Here is a 20,379-nt window from a genome sequence, read left to right as displayed (position 1 = left end):
CCGCCTCGCCGTCTCTCTCCTGCTCGCCTCCCTTGCCGCTTGCGGCCGAAGGTCGTGTTCGAGGTGCAGGAGCGGACGGCCGAGGAGACGACCATCCGTCCGGAGGAGCCGGGCATTCGCCCGGCGTGAGCCCTTGCGCGGGTCTCGAGGATGGTAACGGGGCGTAGCTCGCGGGCGAGGAGGTCCGTCCCCGATGGCGTTCCTTTCGGGAGGACGGAGTGATACGATGCTCCGCATGCTCACACCCTTCATGCGTTGAAAAAGGCCCATGCCTCGCCCCTTCAGAAACCCCGTTCCGCTCGAGATCGGTGGCGCCGAGCTTCGCGACCTCGTTTCTGCCTGCATGGATCGGCTCGCGCCCTGGCTGGATGGGCTGAACGAGCAACCGGCCCATTCGCTCGACGGGAGCCACAAGGTCGCCCGCGCCTTCGACGAGCCCATGCCCGAGCGAGGTGTGCCCTTCCGGCGCGTGCTCGCGAGGCTCTTCGATCGCGCCATTCCGGTCAGCTTGAACGCGGCTTCGCCGGGCTATCTCGGGTACATCCCCGGGGGCGGACTGCCGAGCACGGCGCTCGCGGATCTCATCGCCGACATCACCAATCGCTACACGGGCCTCTGGATGCCTGCGCCCGGCCTGGTGCAGCTCGAGATCAGCGTGATTCGCTGGTTCTGCACGCTCGCGGGTTATGGGCCTTCCTCGGGGGGCTGGCTTTGTTCCGGTGGGTCGATGGCAAACCTCGCCGCCGTCGTGGCGGCCCGCGAGGCGAAGCTCGGGGAGGATATCGACGGGGGCGTCCTTTATACCTCGGAAGGAGCGCATCATTCGATCTCCAAGGCAGCACGCGTGGCCGGTTTGCCGCGGCGTAACACGCGTGTCGTGCCCGTGGACGCGTCGTTCCGGTTGCGGCGCGACGAGCTTGCCAGGGCCGTCGCAGAGGACCGGGCCGCGGGGCTGCGGCCCTTCATGGTCGTCGCGCAGGCCGGCTCCACGCCGGTCGGGGCGGTGGACGAGCTCGCCGCATTGGCCGACGTTTGCGCCGACGAGGGGTTATGGCTCCACGTGGACGCGGCGTACGGCGGGTTTTTCCTGCTCACCGAGCGCGGGCGGGCCGCGCTCGCAGGGATCGAGCGGGCGGACTCGATAGCACTCGACCCGCACAAGGGGCTGTTTTTACCTTATGGAACCGGCTGCCTGCTCGTGAAGGAGCTCGCGACCTTGCGTGCTGCTTTTTCCGAGGCGGCCGCGTATCTGCCGCCTTCGCAGGAGGACCAGGAACACTGGGATTTCGCCGATCTCGGCCCCGAATTGAGCCGTCCGGCCCGCGGTCTGCGTATCTGGCTCCCGCTCTGGTTGCACGGCGCGTCGGCATTTCGCGAGGCGCTCGACGAGAAGCTCGATCTCGCCCGACGCGCGGCAACGCGGGTGCGGGCCCTCCCCGGCGTGTGTATCGTGGCCGAGCCCGAGCTGTCCTTGTTCGCGTTCCGGGTCGAGCCGCCGGGCATGAGAGCCACGGAGCTCGACGCATTCAATCGGCGCGTGCTCGCCCGCGTCAATCAGCGAAAGCGCCTGATGTTGACGGGTACGACATTGCGTGATCCGGCGCGCGGGGAGGAGGTCTTCGTCATCCGCGTGTGCGTGCTCTGCTTTCGCACCCACGCGGACAGGATCGACATGCTGCTCGAGGATCTCGCGGACGCCATCGCGGACCCGCGGGGATAGGGGGCGGCTCGGGGCAGGATTACTGGACGCGGAAGCCTTGGGGCAGGGTCGCGCTCTGCTCGTCGACGCTGCGCGTGACGCGGAGGGTGTATGCGCCGGGCGGCAGATCGTCCGGCAGGCGCAGCGTCCCGAGGAGCTTGCTCTCCTCCAGCCCGGCGCCCTCCACGCGGTTCACCTCCACCGGGACCGAGCGATCCTTCCCTTCGAGGGTCGCCTTCATTCCCGCCGAGAAGTAACGCCCTTTGACCGTGAAGCTCTCGATCACCGCGCCGGGGCGGGCCGCGTCGGGCTGCACCGGGCCGGTGATCTCCACGATCGGCGTGAACCACGTCCCAATCGGAGGCGTCATGAACACGGCCGTGCCGAGCGTGAGCTGACCCATGAATTGACGTCGGTCGGGCGAGCGGAGGCGCGCGCGGTCCTCCTCGCCGAGGCCGGCGTTCTTCATCGTGGACTCCGGATCCTGGGTGAAGGCGCGCTGAAGCTTCTCGTCTCGGAGCAAGCGTGAAAGAAAGCTCTTCAGGGTGGACATGGACCTTGGTTCCTTTCGAGGGGTGCGGGTTCGATCAATCCGCCAATGAAAATGCCGTCTGGAGCTCGAGATATCCCTTCGCCTCGAGCGGCTGGCCGGGACGGTGGACCAGTTTGAAGCTCACGGCCTCGATCAGCACCGTGGGCCACGCAGTGCCGGGGAGGACGACATTCCGCCGCGCCGGAAAGGCCACGAGTGCGTCGCGGCGCGCGGGCGAGCAGAGCCCCCATTCGACCAGCCGATCGGTGATCACGTGGAGCCGGCGATCGTCGGGCGAGCGCAGGACGGCGGAGGCGCAGCTCGTGATGGGGAGGAGCTCCTCGCCGATATCGAGGTAGATGTCCGCGTGGCTCGAGAAATCGGCATACGTGAGCAAGCGATCTTCCACCTCGGAAAGCGAGCCCGGGAATCCCGCGCGGCGCAGGTAGGCGACGACCTCGCGCCGCGGCATCGAGACGATGAGGCGCACGGCGTCGAGCCCGCGCGGCTTGTGCGAGCAAGCAAGCGTCACGTTCGATCCCTCGGGCAATTCGTCGAGGCAGGCGCGGAGCTTCCGCTCCACGCTGGAGGATAGCGAGCCTCCGTGCAGCAGATGCAGCACGCGCCGCGTGATTCGCTCCACGTCGTCCGCCCCCGGATCGGTCGTCTTCACGACCTTGCCGTCGAAAAACGCGGGCTGCACACAGGCCGTGGCGAGGGGCGCCGGGACACCCTCGCGGTCCGGGTGCAGGTCGAATTCGAGAAATATGCACGGGATGCGGTGAAGCACGTTCGCCGGATCGGCCCAGTCCCTGCAAAGCGCCGAGATGTCCTTCCAGACCGATTCCACGTGCGAGCCGGGTTCGCCCCGCGACGCGCCGGCCGCGAGCTCGTCACAGCCGCAGGCGTGCGAGAAGCAGGCCACGAGATCCACGCGCTGGGAATCCGCACCAAGGTAACACTCGAAGCTGAGCCCGCGGGCGGCGGGGAGCACCGCCGCCGCCTGCCGGACGCGCGTGAAGGCCGCCGCGGAGACGAGCGCCGGTGGCACCCTGGGCGCGAACCAGTCGAGCGTCTGCAAGGGAGAAAGAATCATCGAGCTGTCTTTTCCACGCGGAGAGGTAGCATCAAGCAATCAACATGCCACGCGGCTGCCAGCGCGGTGTTTGGCGGGGCGCCTCAGCGATCCATTTCCTGGGTGGCACAACGCGGCGCAGTCGCGTGGTGGTCGTAACGATAAACACCGATCCCGCAATCCTGGTTGGCGACGACGACGTCGACGAAGCTCGGGCGGGTATAATCGATTTCGAGGCGATCTCCGGCCTCGAGCGGTTTCGCAAAGGAGATCCAGGGCGCGGCCGGGATTGTCGTGTAATCGCGCCGCCCGTCGAGCGCGACGCCGTTTTTCCGGATCCCGGTGACGCCCCCGATCAACGCCTCGGGAAGCGTGAGCACGGCGGCGCGGCGCGGAAGGAGCGCGCGGTGCAGGCGCGGGCATGTGGCGCCGCCGCGCAGATCCGCGGCGTCGATGGACTGGATCAAGCTCGCGTGAGCACGCGTGGCGCGGAAGACGGGCTCGCGCGTGAATGCGTCTTTTTCGCCGCGGTAGATCTCGAGCCGCCCGCCGTCGGGCCGGGTCTCTCCCCAGGAGCCGCCCAAAAGGTCGGTCACGCCATCCCCGTCGATATCGGCGAGCCGGATCCCGGAGCCGAGGCCGCTCGACGAGGAGCGCCATGTCGGCGCATACCCCCCGAGCGCCGGCTGGTAAACTTCATACCGGGGCGCAGGGCATGGCTTGCCGGCGAACAAGCAGAGGAGATCATTCCGCGAGGCGACGAGGGCAATCCTCCCCGCGCGGCCGAGCGGGCCGGCAGCGAGATAAGGAACCAAGGGGCCTTCCCCGGAGACCCACCACGGCTCGGGAGAGAGCGCGGCCGAGCCGCTTTCGGAGGGCCCGCCGCGATACACGAAGACCCGCGACCCACCGACGACGAGATCGAGGTATCCATCCTGCTCTGCATCGGCGAAAAGGATACCGGCGCCGAAGATCCGCTCGCGGGCCTTCCAGCCGGGGGTATCTGCAATCACGCCTCGCTCATTGAAGTAGACGCGCGCAGAACCACCCTCCGGGCTTCCCGGCTCGGCCATCACGGAGACGGCGAGATCGAGATCCCCATCGCCGTCGACATCGCCGAGCGCGCAAGCGAAGGAGCTATACACGTCGCGGGAACGAAAGGAGGGTTTCTTTTCGAGCGTGCCTTGCCGATTGAAGTAGATCTTCACCCCGCCGGTGCCATACGGCGGGCCGAGCGTGGAGACGGCCACGTCGAGGAATCCATCAAGATCGATGTCCCCGACGGCGAGGTTCATGTTCGCGTCGAGGTCCTCGGACAGGAAGCTCGGCCGGGCAGGGAAGTGGCCTTTGCCGTCGTTGCGATACATGGCGAGCGGCTGGAGTCCGGTGTCGTTGCCGCTGGCGGTGACGAGATCGGCGTGACCATCACCATCGATGTCCGCGAGCAAAAGGCCGGTCTCGTAAAGGCCCATGGCCTCGGTCTTCCAGGTGTAATCCCTGGCAAGAGGGACGAGGCCGAGAGGTGGCTCCTGGGCGCTCGCCTGACGTGCGGGAGCATTTTCGCTCCGGGGCGGGCCCGGCGCGGCGCAGGCCGCGAGCGGAAAGAGCAGCGCACCGGGCAAAAGACGCTTCAGGGATGGCATCGCCGAGGGAAGGGCCCGGTGGGTAGCACGGGCTCCAGCGTGGAGGCAAGGCCGCGTCAGGCGTCCGCGGCCGGCAGCGAGAAGGGCTGCGGCGGCCCACCATCCTCCTCCACCGGCTCCGGGGGAGGGGGCGCGCCGACGCGAATCTTGCTTTCGATCAACACCGCGCGGCGCGGGCGGGGCGCTCCGATCTTCGCTTCGCGCAGCTCGTTCACGATGCGCTCCCGAAGCAGGTCCCCGAGGTCTTCGTCCTGTCCAGGCGGCACACGCGCAATCACGCGGAGGAGGACCGAGCCCTCGTTGAGCTCCTGCACCTTGACCTCGATGGGGCCGTTCGGGCTCGTCTGTCCCGACAGCGCCTTTTCGGCCACGGACGCGAGCAGGGACCGCACGCGCGTGAGGTCCTCTTCGTAGGGCACGTGCACGTCGACGATGGCGTTCACGTAGGCCTTGGAATGGTTCGCGACTTTGCGGACCTCGCCGTTCGGGATCGCGTGGAGCACGCCGGAGTCATCGCGAATCTTCGTGATTCGCACGCCGATTTCCTCCACCTTGCCCCGCACCCCGCTCACCTCCACGAGATCGCCCACGAGGAGGAGGTTCTCGAAAAGGATGAAGAACCCAGCCACGATGTCCCCCACGAACGCCTGCGCGCCGAGCCCGATGGCGACGCCGATGACCCCCGCGCCCGCGAGCAGGGGCGTCGGATCGATGGAGGCCTCCCGGAGCACCATCACGAGCGCCGAGAAATAGATCCCATACCGCAAGAAGCCCACGGCCACGGGGACCAAGGTCCTTCGTTGCTGGAGGTTCTCCTTCTCCCCTTCCTTGTCGACGTTGCCGAGGAAGATTTCCTGGACGAACAGGACGCACAGCTCGACCAGTACGCGGCTCGCATAGAAGATCGCGAGGATTCGAATGCCAATCCGCCCCCCATGGGCCAGCCACGTGTCGGGCGTGAAGGCTTCAGCCACCCACGTGGCCGCCGACAGATAAACGAAATAATCGATGACGCGCTTCGTGATCGGCGCGAGGTGGGTCAGGCTGCCCAGGTATTTCAGCGGGCTCTCGAGCCGGGTGAGCCGCGTCGATCGGTCGAAGAGCACGTCGACGACGACGTGCGCGGCGTTCGCCGCGAATCGGCTGACGTAAAACGCGCCGAGGACGTACGCGCCGAGGAGGACGCTTCGCTGCACGCCCGGCGCGAGCTCTCCCGCGACGAGGACGGCCGTCCCGCCCAGGACGACCGTCCGCAACGCAGTGCGGAGGCGGCCCAGCGCGTCCCCCAGGGATTCGCGCCGCTTCTCGTCGACCTTCCAGTTCGCGAGCCCCTTGCCGAGCGCGGCGACGATGGCCCTCGCGACGGCGTCGACGACGAGCGCGCCGAGGACGATTCCCGCCGACGAGAGCAGGCGCGTCTTGAAAGGCCCGGAGGCTTCCTCGCGGAGGCGCGCGACGAAGGCCAGGGCCAGATCGAGCGCCCGGAGCCCCCGGAGGCTCAGGAAGCCCATGGCCGCGAGCGATACGAGCCCGAGGAGAGCGACGCCGACGACGGCGCTGCGCCGGACGCGCCGTCGGAATTCCGCGTCGACGTCCTTCACCGCCGCCTTGTCGCCGAGCACGGAGGCGCTGAGGAGGACGCTGGAGAGGCGCAGGATGGCCGTGACGATGAGCTGCGAAAGCAACATCAGCACGACAATCACGATGCAGAGGGCGGCGAGGTTGTGGAGCAGCAAATCGAGATTCGGCAAGGTCATCGATGTCCTCCGCGACGGATTCTCGGCAGGCTCGAAAAGACGTCGTACCCAGGCCCCCTTCCCGCGTCAAGCCGGCACGGCTCGCGCGGGTGGCAGTCCTTGATTCGACGGGCTCACTCCTGTATAGGGTTTTCGCCCGCGCTGTAGGATGCTTTGGGAGAGCGGGGCAGGAAGGGTCGTGGAGAGATGAGCGACGAGAAAGCTCGGGCGGGAAGGTCGAGCGTGAAGCAATATTTCAAGTTCGGCGAGAGGCCATTCCTCAAGGGCGCGGGGACCAGGTCGCCGGAGGCGTGGTTTCTGGGCACCAAGGCCGAGAACGCGGACGAGCTCGAGAAGCTCATCGTGGAGGCCATCCGGGACCATTCCTTCTGGAGGCGAAACTTCCACCCCCAGGATCCCACGCACATCACCGAGCAGGCCAAGCGGCATCCGTCCTATCTCCACGCGATGGACTCGCTGAAGGACAACCTGCGGTCGCTGATGTCGTTCCTCAAGAAATCGGTGCCCTTCTTCAGCGGCCGGTATCAGGGGCACATGAACTGGGACACGTCGCTCCCCAGCATCCTGGGGTATTTCGCGGCGATGCTCTACAACCCCAACAACGTCGCATTCGAAGGGTCGACGTCCACGACCATCCTGGAGATGATCGTGGGCGACGATCTGTGCCGGATGCTCGGGTACACCGTCCCGGAGGACGGCGACACCACGAAGGGGATCGTGAGGCCCTGGGGGCACATCACGAGCGGCGGGACCGTGGCCAACATCGAGGCCATCTGGTCGGCGCGGAATCTGAAGTTTTACCCGCTCTCGCTCCGTGATGCATTGCGAGCCGAGCCCTCCCTTGCCGCGGCGCGTGACATCGAGGTGAGCACATGTGACGGCAGGCGCGCGTGCCTCGTTTCGCTCGACGCGTGGTCACTGCTGAATCTGAAGGTGGACGACATCCTCGCGCTGCCCGAGCGCCTCACGGAGGCGTACGGCATTTCGAGCGATACCATCACGAAGGCCATGTCGAGCCACTCGCTCCAGCACCTGGGAATGCAGGAGCTCTTCCGGCGCTGCGGGGCGGACGTGCCCGCATCGCCGGTGATCCTCGTCCCCGCCACCAAGCATTACTCGTTCCCGAAGGCCGCGGCCGTGCTGGGCCTCGGCTCGGCGAACGTGCTCGACGTTCCCGTCGATTGCGACGCGCGCATGAGCCTGTCCGCGCTGGAGAAGATGCTGCGCGATTGCCTGGAGCAGCGGCGGCCCGTGGTCACGGTGGTGGCCGTCATCGGCAGCACGGAGGAGAGCGCCGTGGATCCGCTCAAGGGGATCCTCGAGCTACGCTACAAGCTCCAGAAGGAGGGCCTGTCGTTCACGGTTCACGCGGACGCGGCGTGGGGAGGTTATTTCGCCTCGATCCTGCGGCCCGACGAGGGGCCACGCGCGAGAGAGGAGCGCACGGGCCCGGTGCCCGAGATTGGGATGAGCGGATATGTGACCTCGCAGTTCTCGGCGCTCGGCCGGGCGGACTCCATCACCGTCGATCCGCACAAATCGGGCTACATTCCTTATCCGGCCGGGGCGCTCTGTTATCGGAATTCGGCCATGCGCGACATGGTGACGTTCAAGGCGCCCTACATCCTCCACGGAGACGCCGAGCCCACCGTGGGGATCTATGGGCTCGAGGGCTCCAAGCCGGGAGCGGCGGTGGCGGCGGTGTATTTGAGCCACAAGGTCATTCGACCCACCCGGAGCGGATACGGGCAGATCCATCGGAGGACGCTGTTCAATTGCAAGCGGTTTTACGCGCGGCTGCTCAGCATGGCGGGCCCGGACGATCGGTTCGTCGTGGTCCCGGTCCCGCGGCTGCCCGCGGAGATCTCGGGCGCCGACGTGGAGACCGAGCGGCGCTTCATCCGCGAGCGCATCGATCGGCGCGGCGTCGACGATCTCCTGTCCGACCCGGAGGCGATGGCGCTGCTGCCCGAGATCGGGCCCGATCAGAACATCCTGACCTACGCCGTGAACTTCAAGCACCCGGACGGTTCGCTGAACACGAGCCTCGACCTGGCCAATCGATTGAACAAGGCGATCTACGATCTCCTGAGCATCGATCCCGGCGACGACATCTATGGCTATCGAATGATCGTGAGCACGACGGACTTCAGCGAGGAGCACTACGGGAAAGTCTTCATCGAAGATTACAAGCGACGCCTCGGGGTCGCGTCGTCCCCCGGCACCACGGTGACGGTGCTCAGGTCCACGACGATGGAGCCGTGGATCCTGGAGACGCCCGAGGGATCGATGCTCGACGTGCTGGAAAACGAGCTCCGGGACGCGATCTTCAAATCGATGATGCGCGATTCGATGTTCCAGATCTTCGAGGAGATCGATGCCAACCGGGATGGCGTGCTGGACGTGGGCGAAGTGATGGCCAAGTTCCGGGAGAAGGGCTATCGGGATACCGAGATCGACGAGTTCTTGCGCCTGTGCGACATCGACAGGAGCGGAACCGTATCCATCGACGAGTTCCTGGGAGCCTTCTCGCAATTCGTGGCCAAGGGGGCGCTCACCGTGGGCAGGTGACCGCCCTCGGTCTCCCCCATCGAGCTAGGAAGGTTTGCCCCGTCCCAGGCACGCCCGCAGGCCGTCGCGGAGATTGGCGCGCGTCAGGATGCTGCTCAGATTGACGTCGAGCGAGATCATGGCGCGCGCCACGGCGGGCTGAATGCCCGTGATCACGCTCCTCGCGCCGAGGAGCCGCACGGCTCCGATGATACGGACAATGTGCTCGGCCGTCCCCGGATCCATCTCGCCGACGCCGGTGAGATCGATGATGGCGAACTTCGATTGAGTCTCGACGATGCGCGCGAGGAGGTTCTGCGTGATGACGGCGGAGCGCTCCTCGTCGATGACGCCCACGATTGGAATGGTGAGCACGCCCTCCCACACCTCGAGGATCGGCGTGGAGAGGACGCGGATGAGCTCTTTTTGCTGAGCGATGAGGTCCTGCTTTTGCAAGAGCTCGATCTCCTGCCGGCGCTGCTGCTCGGCATTGAGCGAGAGGATCTGGGCGTTGGCTTCCTCGATCTCCATGGTCCTCGCGCGCACGTTCTCTTCGAGGCTCGAATAGAGGAGCGCGTTTTCGATGGAAATGGCGACCTGCGCCGACAAGAGCCGGAGCATCTCCATTCGATCCGGCGTGAACACGCCGGCTGCGAGCTCGTTTTCCAGGTAGATCACCCCGACGAGGCGCCCTTGCCGGAGGATGGGCGCCGAAAGGAGCGATCGAGGCTGGCTCTTCTCGATGTAGGAATCCTCGGCGAATGGGCTGTTCTTCGCCCCTTCGTGGAGGACGACACTCTCCGCCGTCCTCGCCACGTATTTCACCACGCTGGTGGCCAGATCCTGACGCGATTCGAGGGGCGCCGCCGGGAGCACACGGATCTCCGCGCGATCGATATGGCCCTCGGCCCGGATCACGAGCCGCTCGTTTTCCCGGAGGATCACGAACCCCTTTCGAGCGCCCGCGCTCTCGAGGATGACGTGCATCAGCTTCTGGAGGAGCTGCGGGAACAGGATCTCGCCCGAGATCGCCTGCGAGGCCTTGATGACGACGCCGAGGTCGAGCTCGCGCGCGGCGTGATCTCCGTCCGCCGCACGCTCGACGCGGCGCAGCCCGGCGTCCGGCCGGAGCACGTGCGAAAACTCCTTTTCGAGGCGCTCCATGACGCGGACGGCGCCCCACCGAGCATAAGCCCGATGCGCCTCGGCCAGGTACGCACGCGCGAGGAAGGATCTGCCGAGGTCGAGGTAATGACGGGCGCAGAGCTCGTTGCCCAGCGCCTCGTCATGGGCGAATCCTCCTTCTCGGGCAGCGGTGATCCCCTGGTCGTACAGGTTGCCCGCGCGTTCGGATTGTTCGAGCCGGGCGAGCTCTGCCTGGAGCAAGAGGCTGCGGTGGCGTAGGCTCTCCGGGTTGAGCTCCGCCCAGAGGTCCATCCTGCGCACGCAATCGTGGAACCTCGCGAGGTACACTTCTCGGAGGTCCGGGGGCACGGTCATGGAAGCCCGCGCGAAGGCCACTCCGCCATAGAAGTAGAAGCAGGGGGTCGCGTGCCAGGCCGGGAGCATGACGTCGCCGGCGGGATCCGTCGCGCCCCACATCTCCGCGACCTCTTCGTAGGCGCCCTTGAAGACACCTCCGATGACGTCGTATACGTTCGCGAAATAGAGCGAAGCCGTGTTGCTGATCTTCCGGGCTTCCTCCTTGATGAGGTTCATGTCGACCCAGGCGACGCGCGACGACGCGTCCGCGTCCGCCGGCCTGCCCAGATCCTCGCAAACTTCGGCGATGGCGCTGACCATCCAGGTCATTGCGTTGAATTTATCGAGCTTGCAGAGCGGCTGGTACTGCCGTGCCTCTTCGAGGATTTCCTGGATGTGGCGCCCCTGGAGAAGGCTGTTCGTGCTGGCATTGGCCGTGTTGTAGAAGGCCCAGATGTATTGACCCGTCTCGACGCCGGTGTGCATTCCCCTGCGCAGCGTCGCCTTGTAGGTCGTATAGCCTTCCTTCCAATGCTGGACCCACGCCGCCCACATGTTGGCCAGCATGGCTTCGGATTTTTTGTCCGGGTGAATCTCGTTGAGGCGGGCCGCCGCTCGGCCGAACTCGTACCCCTTCTCGATATCCATGCTGGCGCAGAGCACGGTCCCGAAGTTCATGAGCGCGAAGATCGAGTTCCTGGAGATGCCGTGGGTCAACGTGTTTTGCAGCATCTTCATGATCGTGATCGCCAGGTTGTTCGTGCCGAGCTGGTAGCAGGGCGTGAACATCTCCTGCAGGACATCCTGCAGCGCGGCGATCTCCGGGTCGTTCTGCAAGGGCAGGTCGATGAGAGAGGCGACGGGCCGATCGCCGAGCATGGCGAACGTCCGCGCGCGCTCGGCGGCGAGCGCGTTCGCGTCCGGGAAGGGCGGCAAATCGATGCCGAACGCTCGCAGCGCGGCGAGCCCCTCGTCGAGGGCGGCGAGCAGATCGTTCTTCAGGATCTGCACGTTCATGATCAGGCGCCGGACGTCCGTCTGGTGCAGGAGCCCCTGCGCTTTTTCGAAGCAAGCGGCGAGGGTCGCGAGGGCGTCGTCGTGCCGCTCGCAAAGCGACTCGAGCGCGCCCTTTTTCGTGTGATAGGCGAACGATAACGCGTACTCCGAGCTCCACGCGTCTTCTGGCAGCATGGAAAGGCCATGCTCGAGATACTTGAGGGCAGCGGAGAAGGCGCCCGACTCCTCGGCGCGCCCGGCGACCTTCAAGTTGAGCCGCGCGGAGTCGAGCCGCGCGGCGGGCGCCGTGATCAAATCGCCCGCGCTGTTCAGGTGATTGACGATGTCGAACAGGTTCTGGCCCTTGTCGGGATCCAGCTTGAGGAGGAGGATCTGTCCGATCCGATAATGGCACGCGGCCCTCTCCCCCGGCGGGATCAAGGCGTAGGCGGCCTCCTGAATCTTGTCGTGCGCGAAGCGGATTTGCTCGCCCGCGGTCACGATCAAGCCCTCGCGGATGGCTTCCTCCAGGCTCGCGTACGTCTCGTCGGGAGGGGACGAACTGACGGCGTTCAAGACCTCCAGATCGATGATGTTGCCGATCGCCGAGGCCAGCCGGAGCACGTCTTGCGTGCGCGGCGGGAGTCGCAGGATGGTCTCCGCCATGAGGCCGAGGACGTTGTCGGAGTAATCCAATCGCTCGATGGCCGACAGATCCCAGCGCCATCCCGCCGCGGGATCGCGGAAGAGCACCTTCGCCTCGTACAGGTGCCGCATGAAGCGCTTCACGAAGAATGGATTGCCGCCCGTCTTTTTCAGCACCACCGAGGCGAGCGCGTCGCTGTCGCGTACGCCGAGGCTGTCCTTGATGAGGGCGCTCAGGTGGGCGATCTGGAGAGGCTCGAGGACGATATCGACGACCTCGATGCCGCCCTGCTCGAGCTCCTCGAGCGCGACCATGAAGGCGTGGGTCGGGCTCACCTCGTTGTCCCGGTAGGCGCCGCAAAAGAAGAGAGCCCCCCTGTCCTCGTCCGCGAGGATGGTCTTGATCAGGCTCAGGCTCGCCGAGTCCACCCATTGCAGGTCGTCGAGGAAGAGCACCAGCGGGTGGGCCGGCCGGGCGAATACCGAGACGAACTTCTTGAAGTAGAGGTTGAAGCGGTTCTGCGCCTCGACCGGGCCGAGCGCGGGGACGGGCGGCTGCTCGCCGATGATGTGCTTGATCGAGGGCAGAAAGTCGCAGAGGACCTGCCCGTTGTTGCCGAGGGCGCTCAGAATGGCGTCCCGCCACGCCGCGAGCCTCTCCTCGCTCTCGCAAAGGAGCTGCTTGATGAGCGCGTCGAACGCCTGGATCACGGCGCTGTAGGGGGTGTCGCGGATGTACTGATCGTACTTCCCGCTGATGTAATAGCCCTTTTCCCGCGCGAGCGGCTTCAAGATCTCCTGGACGAGGGAGGACTTCCCGATGCCCGAATATCCCGAGACCAGGATGATCGCACGCCTGCCCCGGAGCACGTCGTCGAACGATTCGACGAGCTTGCGGATGTCCTTCTCGCGACCGTAAAGCCCCTGATGGATCTGGAGGAGATCGCTCCTGTCGTGCTGGCCGAGGGCGAACGGCTCGATCCAGCCGTAGGCCTCCCATTGCCGCCGGCACTCCGCGAGGTCGACCCGCAGGCCCTCGGCGCTGTTGTAGCGATCCTCGGCGCCCTTGCTGAGCAGCTTGAGGAGGATGGCGGAGAGCGCCTCGGGCACCTCCGGCCGCGCCTCCGAGGGCGAGCGGGGCGCCGCGGCGATATGGGCGTGGATCAGCTCGAGCGGGTCCTCGGCCTCGAAGGGCCTGCGGCCCACGAGCATCTCGTAGAAGACGACCCCCAGCGAGTACATGTCCGTCCGGTAATCGACGCTGCGGTTCATGCGGCAGGTCTGCTCGGGCGAGGTGTAGGGGAGCACCTCCGACAGGACGCGGCGGCTATAGATCTCCTCCTTCTCCCGCGTCACGACGCAATCGACGCCGAAGCCGGTGAGCTTGACCTGATTTCTCTCCCCGAGCAGGATGTTTTGAGGCCTCGTGTCACCGTGGACGAGGCCGTGGCGATGAATATCGGCCAGGGCTTCGGCGAGCGAGATCCCGAGGTCCAAAAACTCGCCAACCTCGAGCACCCCGCGCCCTCGCAGGGCGCCGGCCAGCGTGGAGCCGGGGACATACTCGGTGATGACCGCGAGGCTATCCCTCTGCTCCTCGACGCCGTGGACCTTGACGATCCTCTCCGAATCGATCCGTTGAACGATGCTGTAGGTATGCTTGAGGCGCGCGACGTCCGCGATCCGGCTGTAATCGGCCTCCATGACCTTCACGGCCACGTCCAGCCCGTCGGCCCACCGGCGGCCGCGGTACGTCACATATCTGACGCCCTCGCCGATCTTGGTCGTGATCTCGAAACCCTTGACGTCGGCCGTTGTTTCGTGAGTTGCCAAGAACTGCGACATCGCTCCCCCTGTCCGGCGCGTCGCTTCCGCGCGCGTCGCGCCCCTTTGCGCATCCCTGCGCCCCTCTCCGCGGATTGCTGCTGAAACCAGCACTCTAGAGCCGCGCTTGTCGGGAGATCAAGCGCGGACGCATCTATACTGCTAGGGACGGATGTACTCCATACTGCTAATGCTTACGGAGATGGCTTTGCGAATTTGACCACGGATGTCTGGCCCGGGGGATAGGGAGAGAGATGGTCGAGCTCGGGCGTCCTTTCCGGGCCCTTCCTCGCCGACCCCGTGCGCCTGCGTCGGCTCGACCTGCCGTCCTCCACGGCGGACGAGCCAACATGCTGCTCGGCTCCCACGCGTACGAGCACGTATTGTGCTTACCCGTGCCCGTTCTAGTTTTGACACCACGCGCTCGGCGAGGGGTGGCGAGATGGGCGGCACGCACGGGAGGAAAACGGCGATCAGCGCGGCGCTCGCAGGGCGATACGAGCTCCTCGAGACGCTGGGCGAGGGAGCGTTCTCCACCGTTTACAAGGCACGGCAGTGGACCACCAACCAGGCGGTCGCCGTGAAAGTGCTCCGGATCCCGGAGGACCCGAGGGCGCCCCTGCACGACAAGAGAATCGCTCGCTTCCAGCGCGAGGTGCGCATGTGCGCGCAGATGCACCACCCGAACATCGTGCATCTGATCGATTCGGGGTGGGCCGATCCGGGGTTCGTGTATTCGGTCTTCGAGTTCGTGCCCGGGAAGGACCTCGCCAAGGTGCTCGCCGAAGAGGGCAGCCTGAACCCGCTCGAGGCGCAGCACTTCATGCTGCAGGTCCTCGACGCGCTCGCCTGCGCGCACGCGAGCGGCGTGGTCCATCGGGACCTGAAGCCTGCCAACCTCATCGTGACCACCACCGGCGCGCGGCGAAACGTGCTCGTGCTCGATTTCGGCGTCGGCGCGCTCATGGAGGAGGCGCGCGGCGACGGGGGCCGGATCACGATGACGAACGAATCGCTCGGGACGCCCGCCTATGCGGCGCCCGAGCAGCTCCGCGGGTTGCCCCTGACCCGGCGATCGGATCTCTATGCATGGGGTTTGGTCTTCCTGGAATGCCTCACCGGCAAGCGGGCGGTCGAGGGCGCGACGGTGGCCGAGGTGATGGCCGCGCAGCTCTCGCCCGCGCCCATTCCCATTCCCGCGAGGATCGCGGACCAGCCGCTCGGGCGCATGCTCCGGCGCGTGACCCAGAAGGAGTCCGCGGCGCGCAGTGTGACGGCGGAGAAGCTCCTGCGTGAGCTCGAGGCCCTCGAGCTCGGCGATCTCGCGCAAAGCGCCTGGACGGCGCGATCTTCGCCAGAGACCATGGACGAGGCTCGGGCCCTCGGCAGCGACGGCCCGGAAGGCAGCGGGGAGAGGCGCGCGCGGCTGATCGAGGGGGAGCGGCGGCAGATCACGGCCATGTGTTGCTCCCTCACGGTCGTGAGCGTGAAGCCCGGCGCCGTGGAGCTCGAGGCGCTCGACCGGATCCTCGGCGCCCAGCAGGAGGCGTGCGTCCGTATCGCGCGGGCGCGCGGCGGGCACGTCGCAGGCGCGCTCGGCGGCGCGGTGCTCTTCTACTTCGGCTTCCCGGCCGCGCGGGAAGACGACGCCCAGCGAGCAGCGCAGGCGGCCTTCGCCGCGATGGACGAAATCCGCCGACAAAGCGCCGCGCTCGAGGCAGGGCGCGGGGTGCGAGCCGAGCTGCGGGTCGGCATGCACACGGGCATGGTCGTCGCGCGCGAGCTGCGCGAGCCGGCGCGTACGGGCCCCGGGTATGTCATCGGGGGGACGCCGAAGCTCGCGTGCCGCCTGAGCTTGCTGGCGCAGCCCGGGGCCATCGTGGTCAGCGGAGAGACGTACCGGCTGCTCCGTGGCCACTTCGCCTTCGAGGAGGGCGGGGAACACCGATTCGACAACGTCCCGGCTCCCGTGGAGCTTTACCTGTTGCAGCAGGGGCCGCCGGAGGGCGAACGGACGGCGCCCCTCGTCGGCCGCGCACGGGAGCTCGAGACCCTGCTGGAACGCTGGCGCCAGGTGCGCGACGGCGCTGGGCAGGCCGTCGTCGTGTGCGGCGAGGCAGGCATCGGAAAGTCACGCCTGATTCACGAGTTCCGGGAGCGTATTCGCGGCGAGGCGCATGCGTGGCTCGAATGCCGGTGCACGCCGCACACCATGAGCAGCCCGTTTTACCCGATCATCGACGCCTTGATGCGGCTGCTCTGGCCGGGAGGAGAGGCGACAGCCGAGGGCCGCGCTTCGCGGCTCGAGGCGCTGCTCACGAAGTATGGATTCGATCTCGCCGAGGCCATGCCGCTCTTCGCGTCGCTCCTTTCGATCCCGCTGCCCGAGCGGTGGGCGCCGCTCGATGTCTCGCCGCAGAAGGCGCGGGAGCTCTTGCGGAATGCCGTTCTCTCGCTGCTCTTCGAGATGGCCGAGCGGGAGCCGCTCGTGCTCGTGGTGGAGGACGTACACTGGGCGGACCCGAGCACGCTGGAGCTCCTCACCCAGCTCACGGGCGAACTCGCGTCGGCCCGCGTCTACGCCCTCTTTAGCGCGCGCCCCGAGGTCGTGACGCGCTGGTCACCCTCCGCGGCGCACCACGTGAAGCTCGAGCGTCTCGGTCGGCCCGAGGTGGAGCAACTGGCCGCGGCGGCGCTCGCGGGGCGTTCGCTCCCGCTGGAAGTGCTCGACCGTATCGCCGCCCGCACCGATGGAGTGCCGCTTTTCGTGGAGGAGCTCGTCCAGATGATGGTCGAATCCGGCGCCCTCGTCGAGCAGGCGGGCCGTTATCACCTCGCCGGCCGGCTCTCGGATTTCAGCATTCCGAACACGCTGCGGGATCTGCTCATGGCGCGCCTCGATCGACTCGGCAAGGCCAAGGAGACGGCCCAGGTGGCCGCGGCGATCGGACGGGAATTCACGATCGATCTCCTCCGCGCGGTGAGCCCCCACGAGCCGGAGGAGCTCTACGAGCACCTCGAAAAGCTCGTGGCCTCCGACCTCGTCCACTGCAAGCGGCGGCTGAAGAACCCCGTCTACCTGTTCAAGCACGTGCTGGTCCGGGACGCGGCGTACGAGTCGATGCTGAAGCGCTCGCGAAGGGAGGTGCACGCGCGTATCGCGGCGGCGCTGGAGGAAAAATTCCCCGATATCCCCGAGGCGCGGCCCGAGCTCTTCGCCTATCACCTCGCGGCCGCGGACCAGAAACCGCGGGCCATTGGATATGCGCAGAAGGCCGCGATGGCGGCGCTGCAGCGGTCGGCCAACCGGGAGGCGATCGAGCACGCCACGGAGGCACTCGGCTGGCTTCCCGTCATCGAGGACGCACGGGAGCGGGCCGTCCTCGAGCTCGAGCTGAATGGGAGCCTGATGCCTGCGCTGGCGGCCACGCGTGGCCACGCGGCCCCGGAGCCCGCAGCGGTCGCGCGGCGCTCCCAGGAGATCCTGGACCGGATGGGGGACCATCCGGTCGCGTTCATCACCTCATGGACGCTCTTGAACTATTACCATAATCTAGGATACCGCGATCAGCCCATCTCGATGGCGCAGCAGCTGCTCGCCGCTGGGGAGCGCAAAAAGGAGCCCGTGCAGCAGGCGGCCGCCTTGATCGTGCTGGGGGAATGCCTCTTTCTCGCCGGCCGATTGGAGGAAGCTAGGGACAGCCTGGAGCGCGCCCTCTCGCTATACGATCCCGCAGAGCACCATTCGTATGCCGTGCTGCTCGGTACCGACCCCAAGGTCCATGCCGAATCGATCCTCTCGCTGTCGCTCTGGTTGATGGGTTATCCGGAGCGATCGCTCGCGCTGGGCATGGCCGCCCTCGCGCGGGCTCGGGAGCTGAACCACGCCAATAGCCTCGGCTTCGCGCTGGTGTACGTTGCCGGGCTTCGGCATTATCGACGCGAGCCGGAGCAAGTCCGGGAGCTCTCCTGCGAGCTCATCGATCTGGGCGAACGAATGGGCCTCGACCCCTGGAGGGTCATGGGCACAGCCCTGATCGCGTGGGTCGAGTGCGACGTCGAAGTGGCATCGCGCTGCCTCTCGATGTACCGCTCCTTCGGTGGGCAAACTGCGCTGCCCTATTGGAGCTCGCTCGTCGCAGAGTCCGAGGCCGCGGTGGGGAGGTTCGGAGACGCGATCGCGCGCCTCCGGCAGGACCTGGATCTCGCGACGAATTTGCGCGAGTTTTATTACGTGGCCGAGCTACATCGGTTGCTGGGCACGAATCTGCTCGCGCAGGGCGACGGCGCGATGGGCGAAGCGGAGCATCACTTCCGCAACGCGATCGACGTCGCCCGCGGGCAGGGCGCGCGGATGCTGGAATTGCGCGCCACGGTGGACCTCTGTCGCATCCTGCGGACCCGGGGCCAGATCGACGAAGCGCGGAGAATGCTGGAGGAGGCCCATGGGTGGTTCACGGAGGGCTTCGAGACCGTGGATCTGAAGGATTCGCGCGCGCTCCTCGCGGAGCTCTGTGGTTCGTCGCCGAGCCGCTGAAATCGAAGGAGGGGGTTTCGAGGCGGAAATGCCGGTCGCTTGACCGGCGGAGGGGTCGTCCCATGTTCGCGCCGAGACGAACGGACGAGCGACGTGGGGGGCCGCCGTTCGAGACCGTGGAAAGGAGAGCGAGTCATGACGAGGAAGTGTGACCTTTGGGCGCTCGCGGCGGCGGCGCTCGCGCTTTCATCGACGGCTTCCGCGGCGGAGACGGAGGAGAGCGAAGCCTCTGAACGAGTCACGGAATCCGAGCCCGTCGGGGACTTCTCCGTGCTCTGGGGCCGGGTGGTCATCAAGGCGTGGAGCGACGAGGCGTTCAAGCGGGAACTGCTCGAAGACCCTGCGAGGGCGCTCGAGGCTCACTTCAATTACAAGCTTCCGCCCGGCGCGCGTCTGGTGATCGTCGAAGGCCAACCCGGGCAGCCCGCCACATCTACCCTGACGGTGACGCTTCCGCCGAGGTCCGACCCCGATGCCATTGCGGCCTTGTCCGGCCACTCCGAGCTGTGGCGCCGGGTGAGCACCGAGATTGGGGCCAACGAGGCGTTCGAGCGAGATCTGCTCGCAGACCCAGCGAGGGCGCTCGAGGCGAATTTCAATTACAGGCTTCCGCCTGGCGCACGTTTGCAGGTCGTGAAGGGCCAACCCGGGCAGCCCCCCACATCGACGCTGACGGTGACGCTTCCGCCGATGCCCCAGTTCGCCCTCCCTTGCTTTCCGGCCTGCTTCTGTTGACACGTTTGGGATGAAAACGCCGGTCGCTTGACCGGCGGAGGGGTCGTCCCATGTTCGCGTCAAGGCGAACGGACGGGCGAGGTGGGGGGCCGCCGTTCGAGACCGTGGAAAGGAGAGCGAGGCATGACGAGGATGGGTGACCTTTTGGCGCTCGCGGCGGCAGCGCTCGCGCTTTCATCGACGGCTTCCGCGGCAGAGACGGAGGAGAGCGAAGCCTCTGAACTGAGATCGGTCGTGGAATCCGAGGACTTCTCCGCACTGTGGGTCCGGGTGAGCGCCAGGGCGTGGAGCGACGAGCGTTTCAAGGAGGAGCTGCTCGCAAACCCTGCGAGGGCGCTCGAGGAGCACTTCAATTACAGGGTTCCGCCTGGCGCGCGCCTGGTGGTCGTGGAGGGCCGACCCGGGCAGCCCGCCACATCCGAGCTGACGGTGAGGATTCCACGGAGGCCCAGGAACGGCCGCGGTCGCATTCCGGCCTTGTTCGCCTCTTCCGAGCCGTGGGGCGAGGTGCTCGCCAGGGCGTGGAGCGACGAGCGTTTCAAGGAGGAGCTGCTCGCAAACCCTGCGAGGGCGCTCGAGGAGCACTTCAATTACAGGGTTCCGCCTGGCGTGCGTCTGAGGGTCGTGGAGGGCAGACCGGGGCAGCCCGCCGCATCTACGCTGAAGGTGACGCTCTCGCCGACGCCCGCGCCTTTTCGCGTCCCGTGCTGCTTCTGCTAGAACTCATCTCATAAACCGTCCAGGAGCGCCCTGAGGTACACGACGATGCATCCGAGGTGGACGAAGCCGAGGAAGTTTTCGGCGTGACGCTCGTACCGAACCACGATGCGGCGGAAGCTCTGGAGCCAAGCGAAGAGGCGCTCGACCTTCCAGCGGCGTTTGTATCGGCGGAGGGGGCGAAGGT

General features: G+C 66.6%; 11 protein-coding genes. 5 read left to right on the top strand and 6 right to left on the bottom strand.

Annotation, left to right across the window (positions count from 1 at the left end):
* Positions 1-268: 268 nt before the first annotated feature.
* The gene (locus QHF83_RS24995) at positions 269-1,720 is read left to right on the top strand and encodes an aminotransferase class I/II-fold pyridoxal phosphate-dependent enzyme (protein ID WP_282420435.1); all 1,452 of its coding nucleotides are present in this window, start codon (positions 269-271) and stop codon (positions 1,718-1,720) included.
* A gap of 19 nt (positions 1,721-1,739) precedes the next feature.
* On the opposite strand, the gene QHF83_RS24990 is transcribed toward QHF83_RS24995, so the two are convergent.
* The 4 genes from QHF83_RS24990 to QHF83_RS24975 form a co-directional block, all read right to left on the bottom strand.
* Complete coding sequence (locus QHF83_RS24990; RefSeq protein WP_282420434.1) at positions 1,740-2,252, bottom strand: hypothetical protein; 513 nt, start codon at positions 2,250-2,252, stop codon at positions 1,740-1,742.
* A 34-nt stretch (positions 2,253-2,286) separates the two neighbouring features.
* Entirely contained in the window at positions 2,287-3,327 is a 1,041-nt protein-coding gene (locus QHF83_RS24985) for a hypothetical protein (RefSeq protein WP_282420433.1), read from the bottom strand.
* A gap of 83 nt (positions 3,328-3,410) precedes the next feature.
* Positions 3,411-4,949, bottom strand: coding sequence for a VCBS repeat-containing protein (locus QHF83_RS24980; RefSeq protein ID WP_282420432.1), 1,539 nt, complete (start codon positions 4,947-4,949; stop codon positions 3,411-3,413).
* A 56-nt stretch (positions 4,950-5,005) separates the two neighbouring features.
* Entirely contained in the window at positions 5,006-6,706 is a 1,701-nt protein-coding gene (locus QHF83_RS24975; protein ID WP_282420431.1) for a mechanosensitive ion channel family protein, read from the bottom strand.
* A 186-nt stretch (positions 6,707-6,892) separates the two neighbouring features.
* Between QHF83_RS24975 and QHF83_RS24970 the strand changes: the two genes are divergently transcribed.
* Entirely contained in the window at positions 6,893-9,277 is a 2,385-nt protein-coding gene (locus tag QHF83_RS24970; RefSeq protein WP_282420430.1) for a pyridoxal-dependent decarboxylase, read from the top strand.
* Between the two features lie 24 nt (positions 9,278-9,301).
* Here QHF83_RS24970 and QHF83_RS24965 read toward each other — a convergent pair whose 3' ends face one another.
* Complete coding sequence (locus tag QHF83_RS24965) at positions 9,302-14,212, bottom strand: AAA family ATPase (protein WP_282420429.1); 4,911 nt, start codon at positions 14,210-14,212, stop codon at positions 9,302-9,304.
* A gap of 433 nt (positions 14,213-14,645) precedes the next feature.
* On the opposite strand from QHF83_RS24965, the gene QHF83_RS24960 reads away from it, so the two are divergent.
* The 3 genes from QHF83_RS24960 to QHF83_RS24950 all read left to right on the top strand — a co-directional run bounded on the left by QHF83_RS24960 (position 14,646) and on the right by QHF83_RS24950 (position 20,195).
* Complete coding sequence (locus QHF83_RS24960; RefSeq protein ID WP_282420428.1) at positions 14,646-18,740, top strand: TOMM system kinase/cyclase fusion protein; 4,095 nt, start codon at positions 14,646-14,648, stop codon at positions 18,738-18,740.
* A gap of 135 nt (positions 18,741-18,875) precedes the next feature.
* The gene (locus QHF83_RS24955; RefSeq protein WP_282420427.1) at positions 18,876-19,475 is read left to right on the top strand and encodes a hypothetical protein; all 600 of its coding nucleotides are present in this window, start codon (positions 18,876-18,878) and stop codon (positions 19,473-19,475) included.
* Positions 19,476-19,598: 123 nt separating this feature from the next.
* Positions 19,599-20,195 (top strand): hypothetical protein, encoded by a 597-nt coding sequence (locus QHF83_RS24950; protein ID WP_282420426.1) that lies wholly within the window; start codon positions 19,599-19,601, stop codon positions 20,193-20,195.
* A gap of 8 nt (positions 20,196-20,203) precedes the next feature.
* On the opposite strand, the gene QHF83_RS24945 is transcribed toward QHF83_RS24950, so the two are convergent.
* The coding region (locus tag QHF83_RS24945; RefSeq protein ID WP_282420497.1) for a transposase at positions 20,204-20,379 on the bottom strand (176 nt) is incomplete at its 5' end.

Origin of the sequence: Polyangium sp. 15x6, assembly GCF_029960785.1 — a bacterium.
Lineage (GTDB): Bacteria > Myxococcota_A > Polyangia > Polyangiales > Polyangiaceae > Polyangium.
This window is presented reverse-complemented; position numbering and strand designations above follow the sequence as displayed.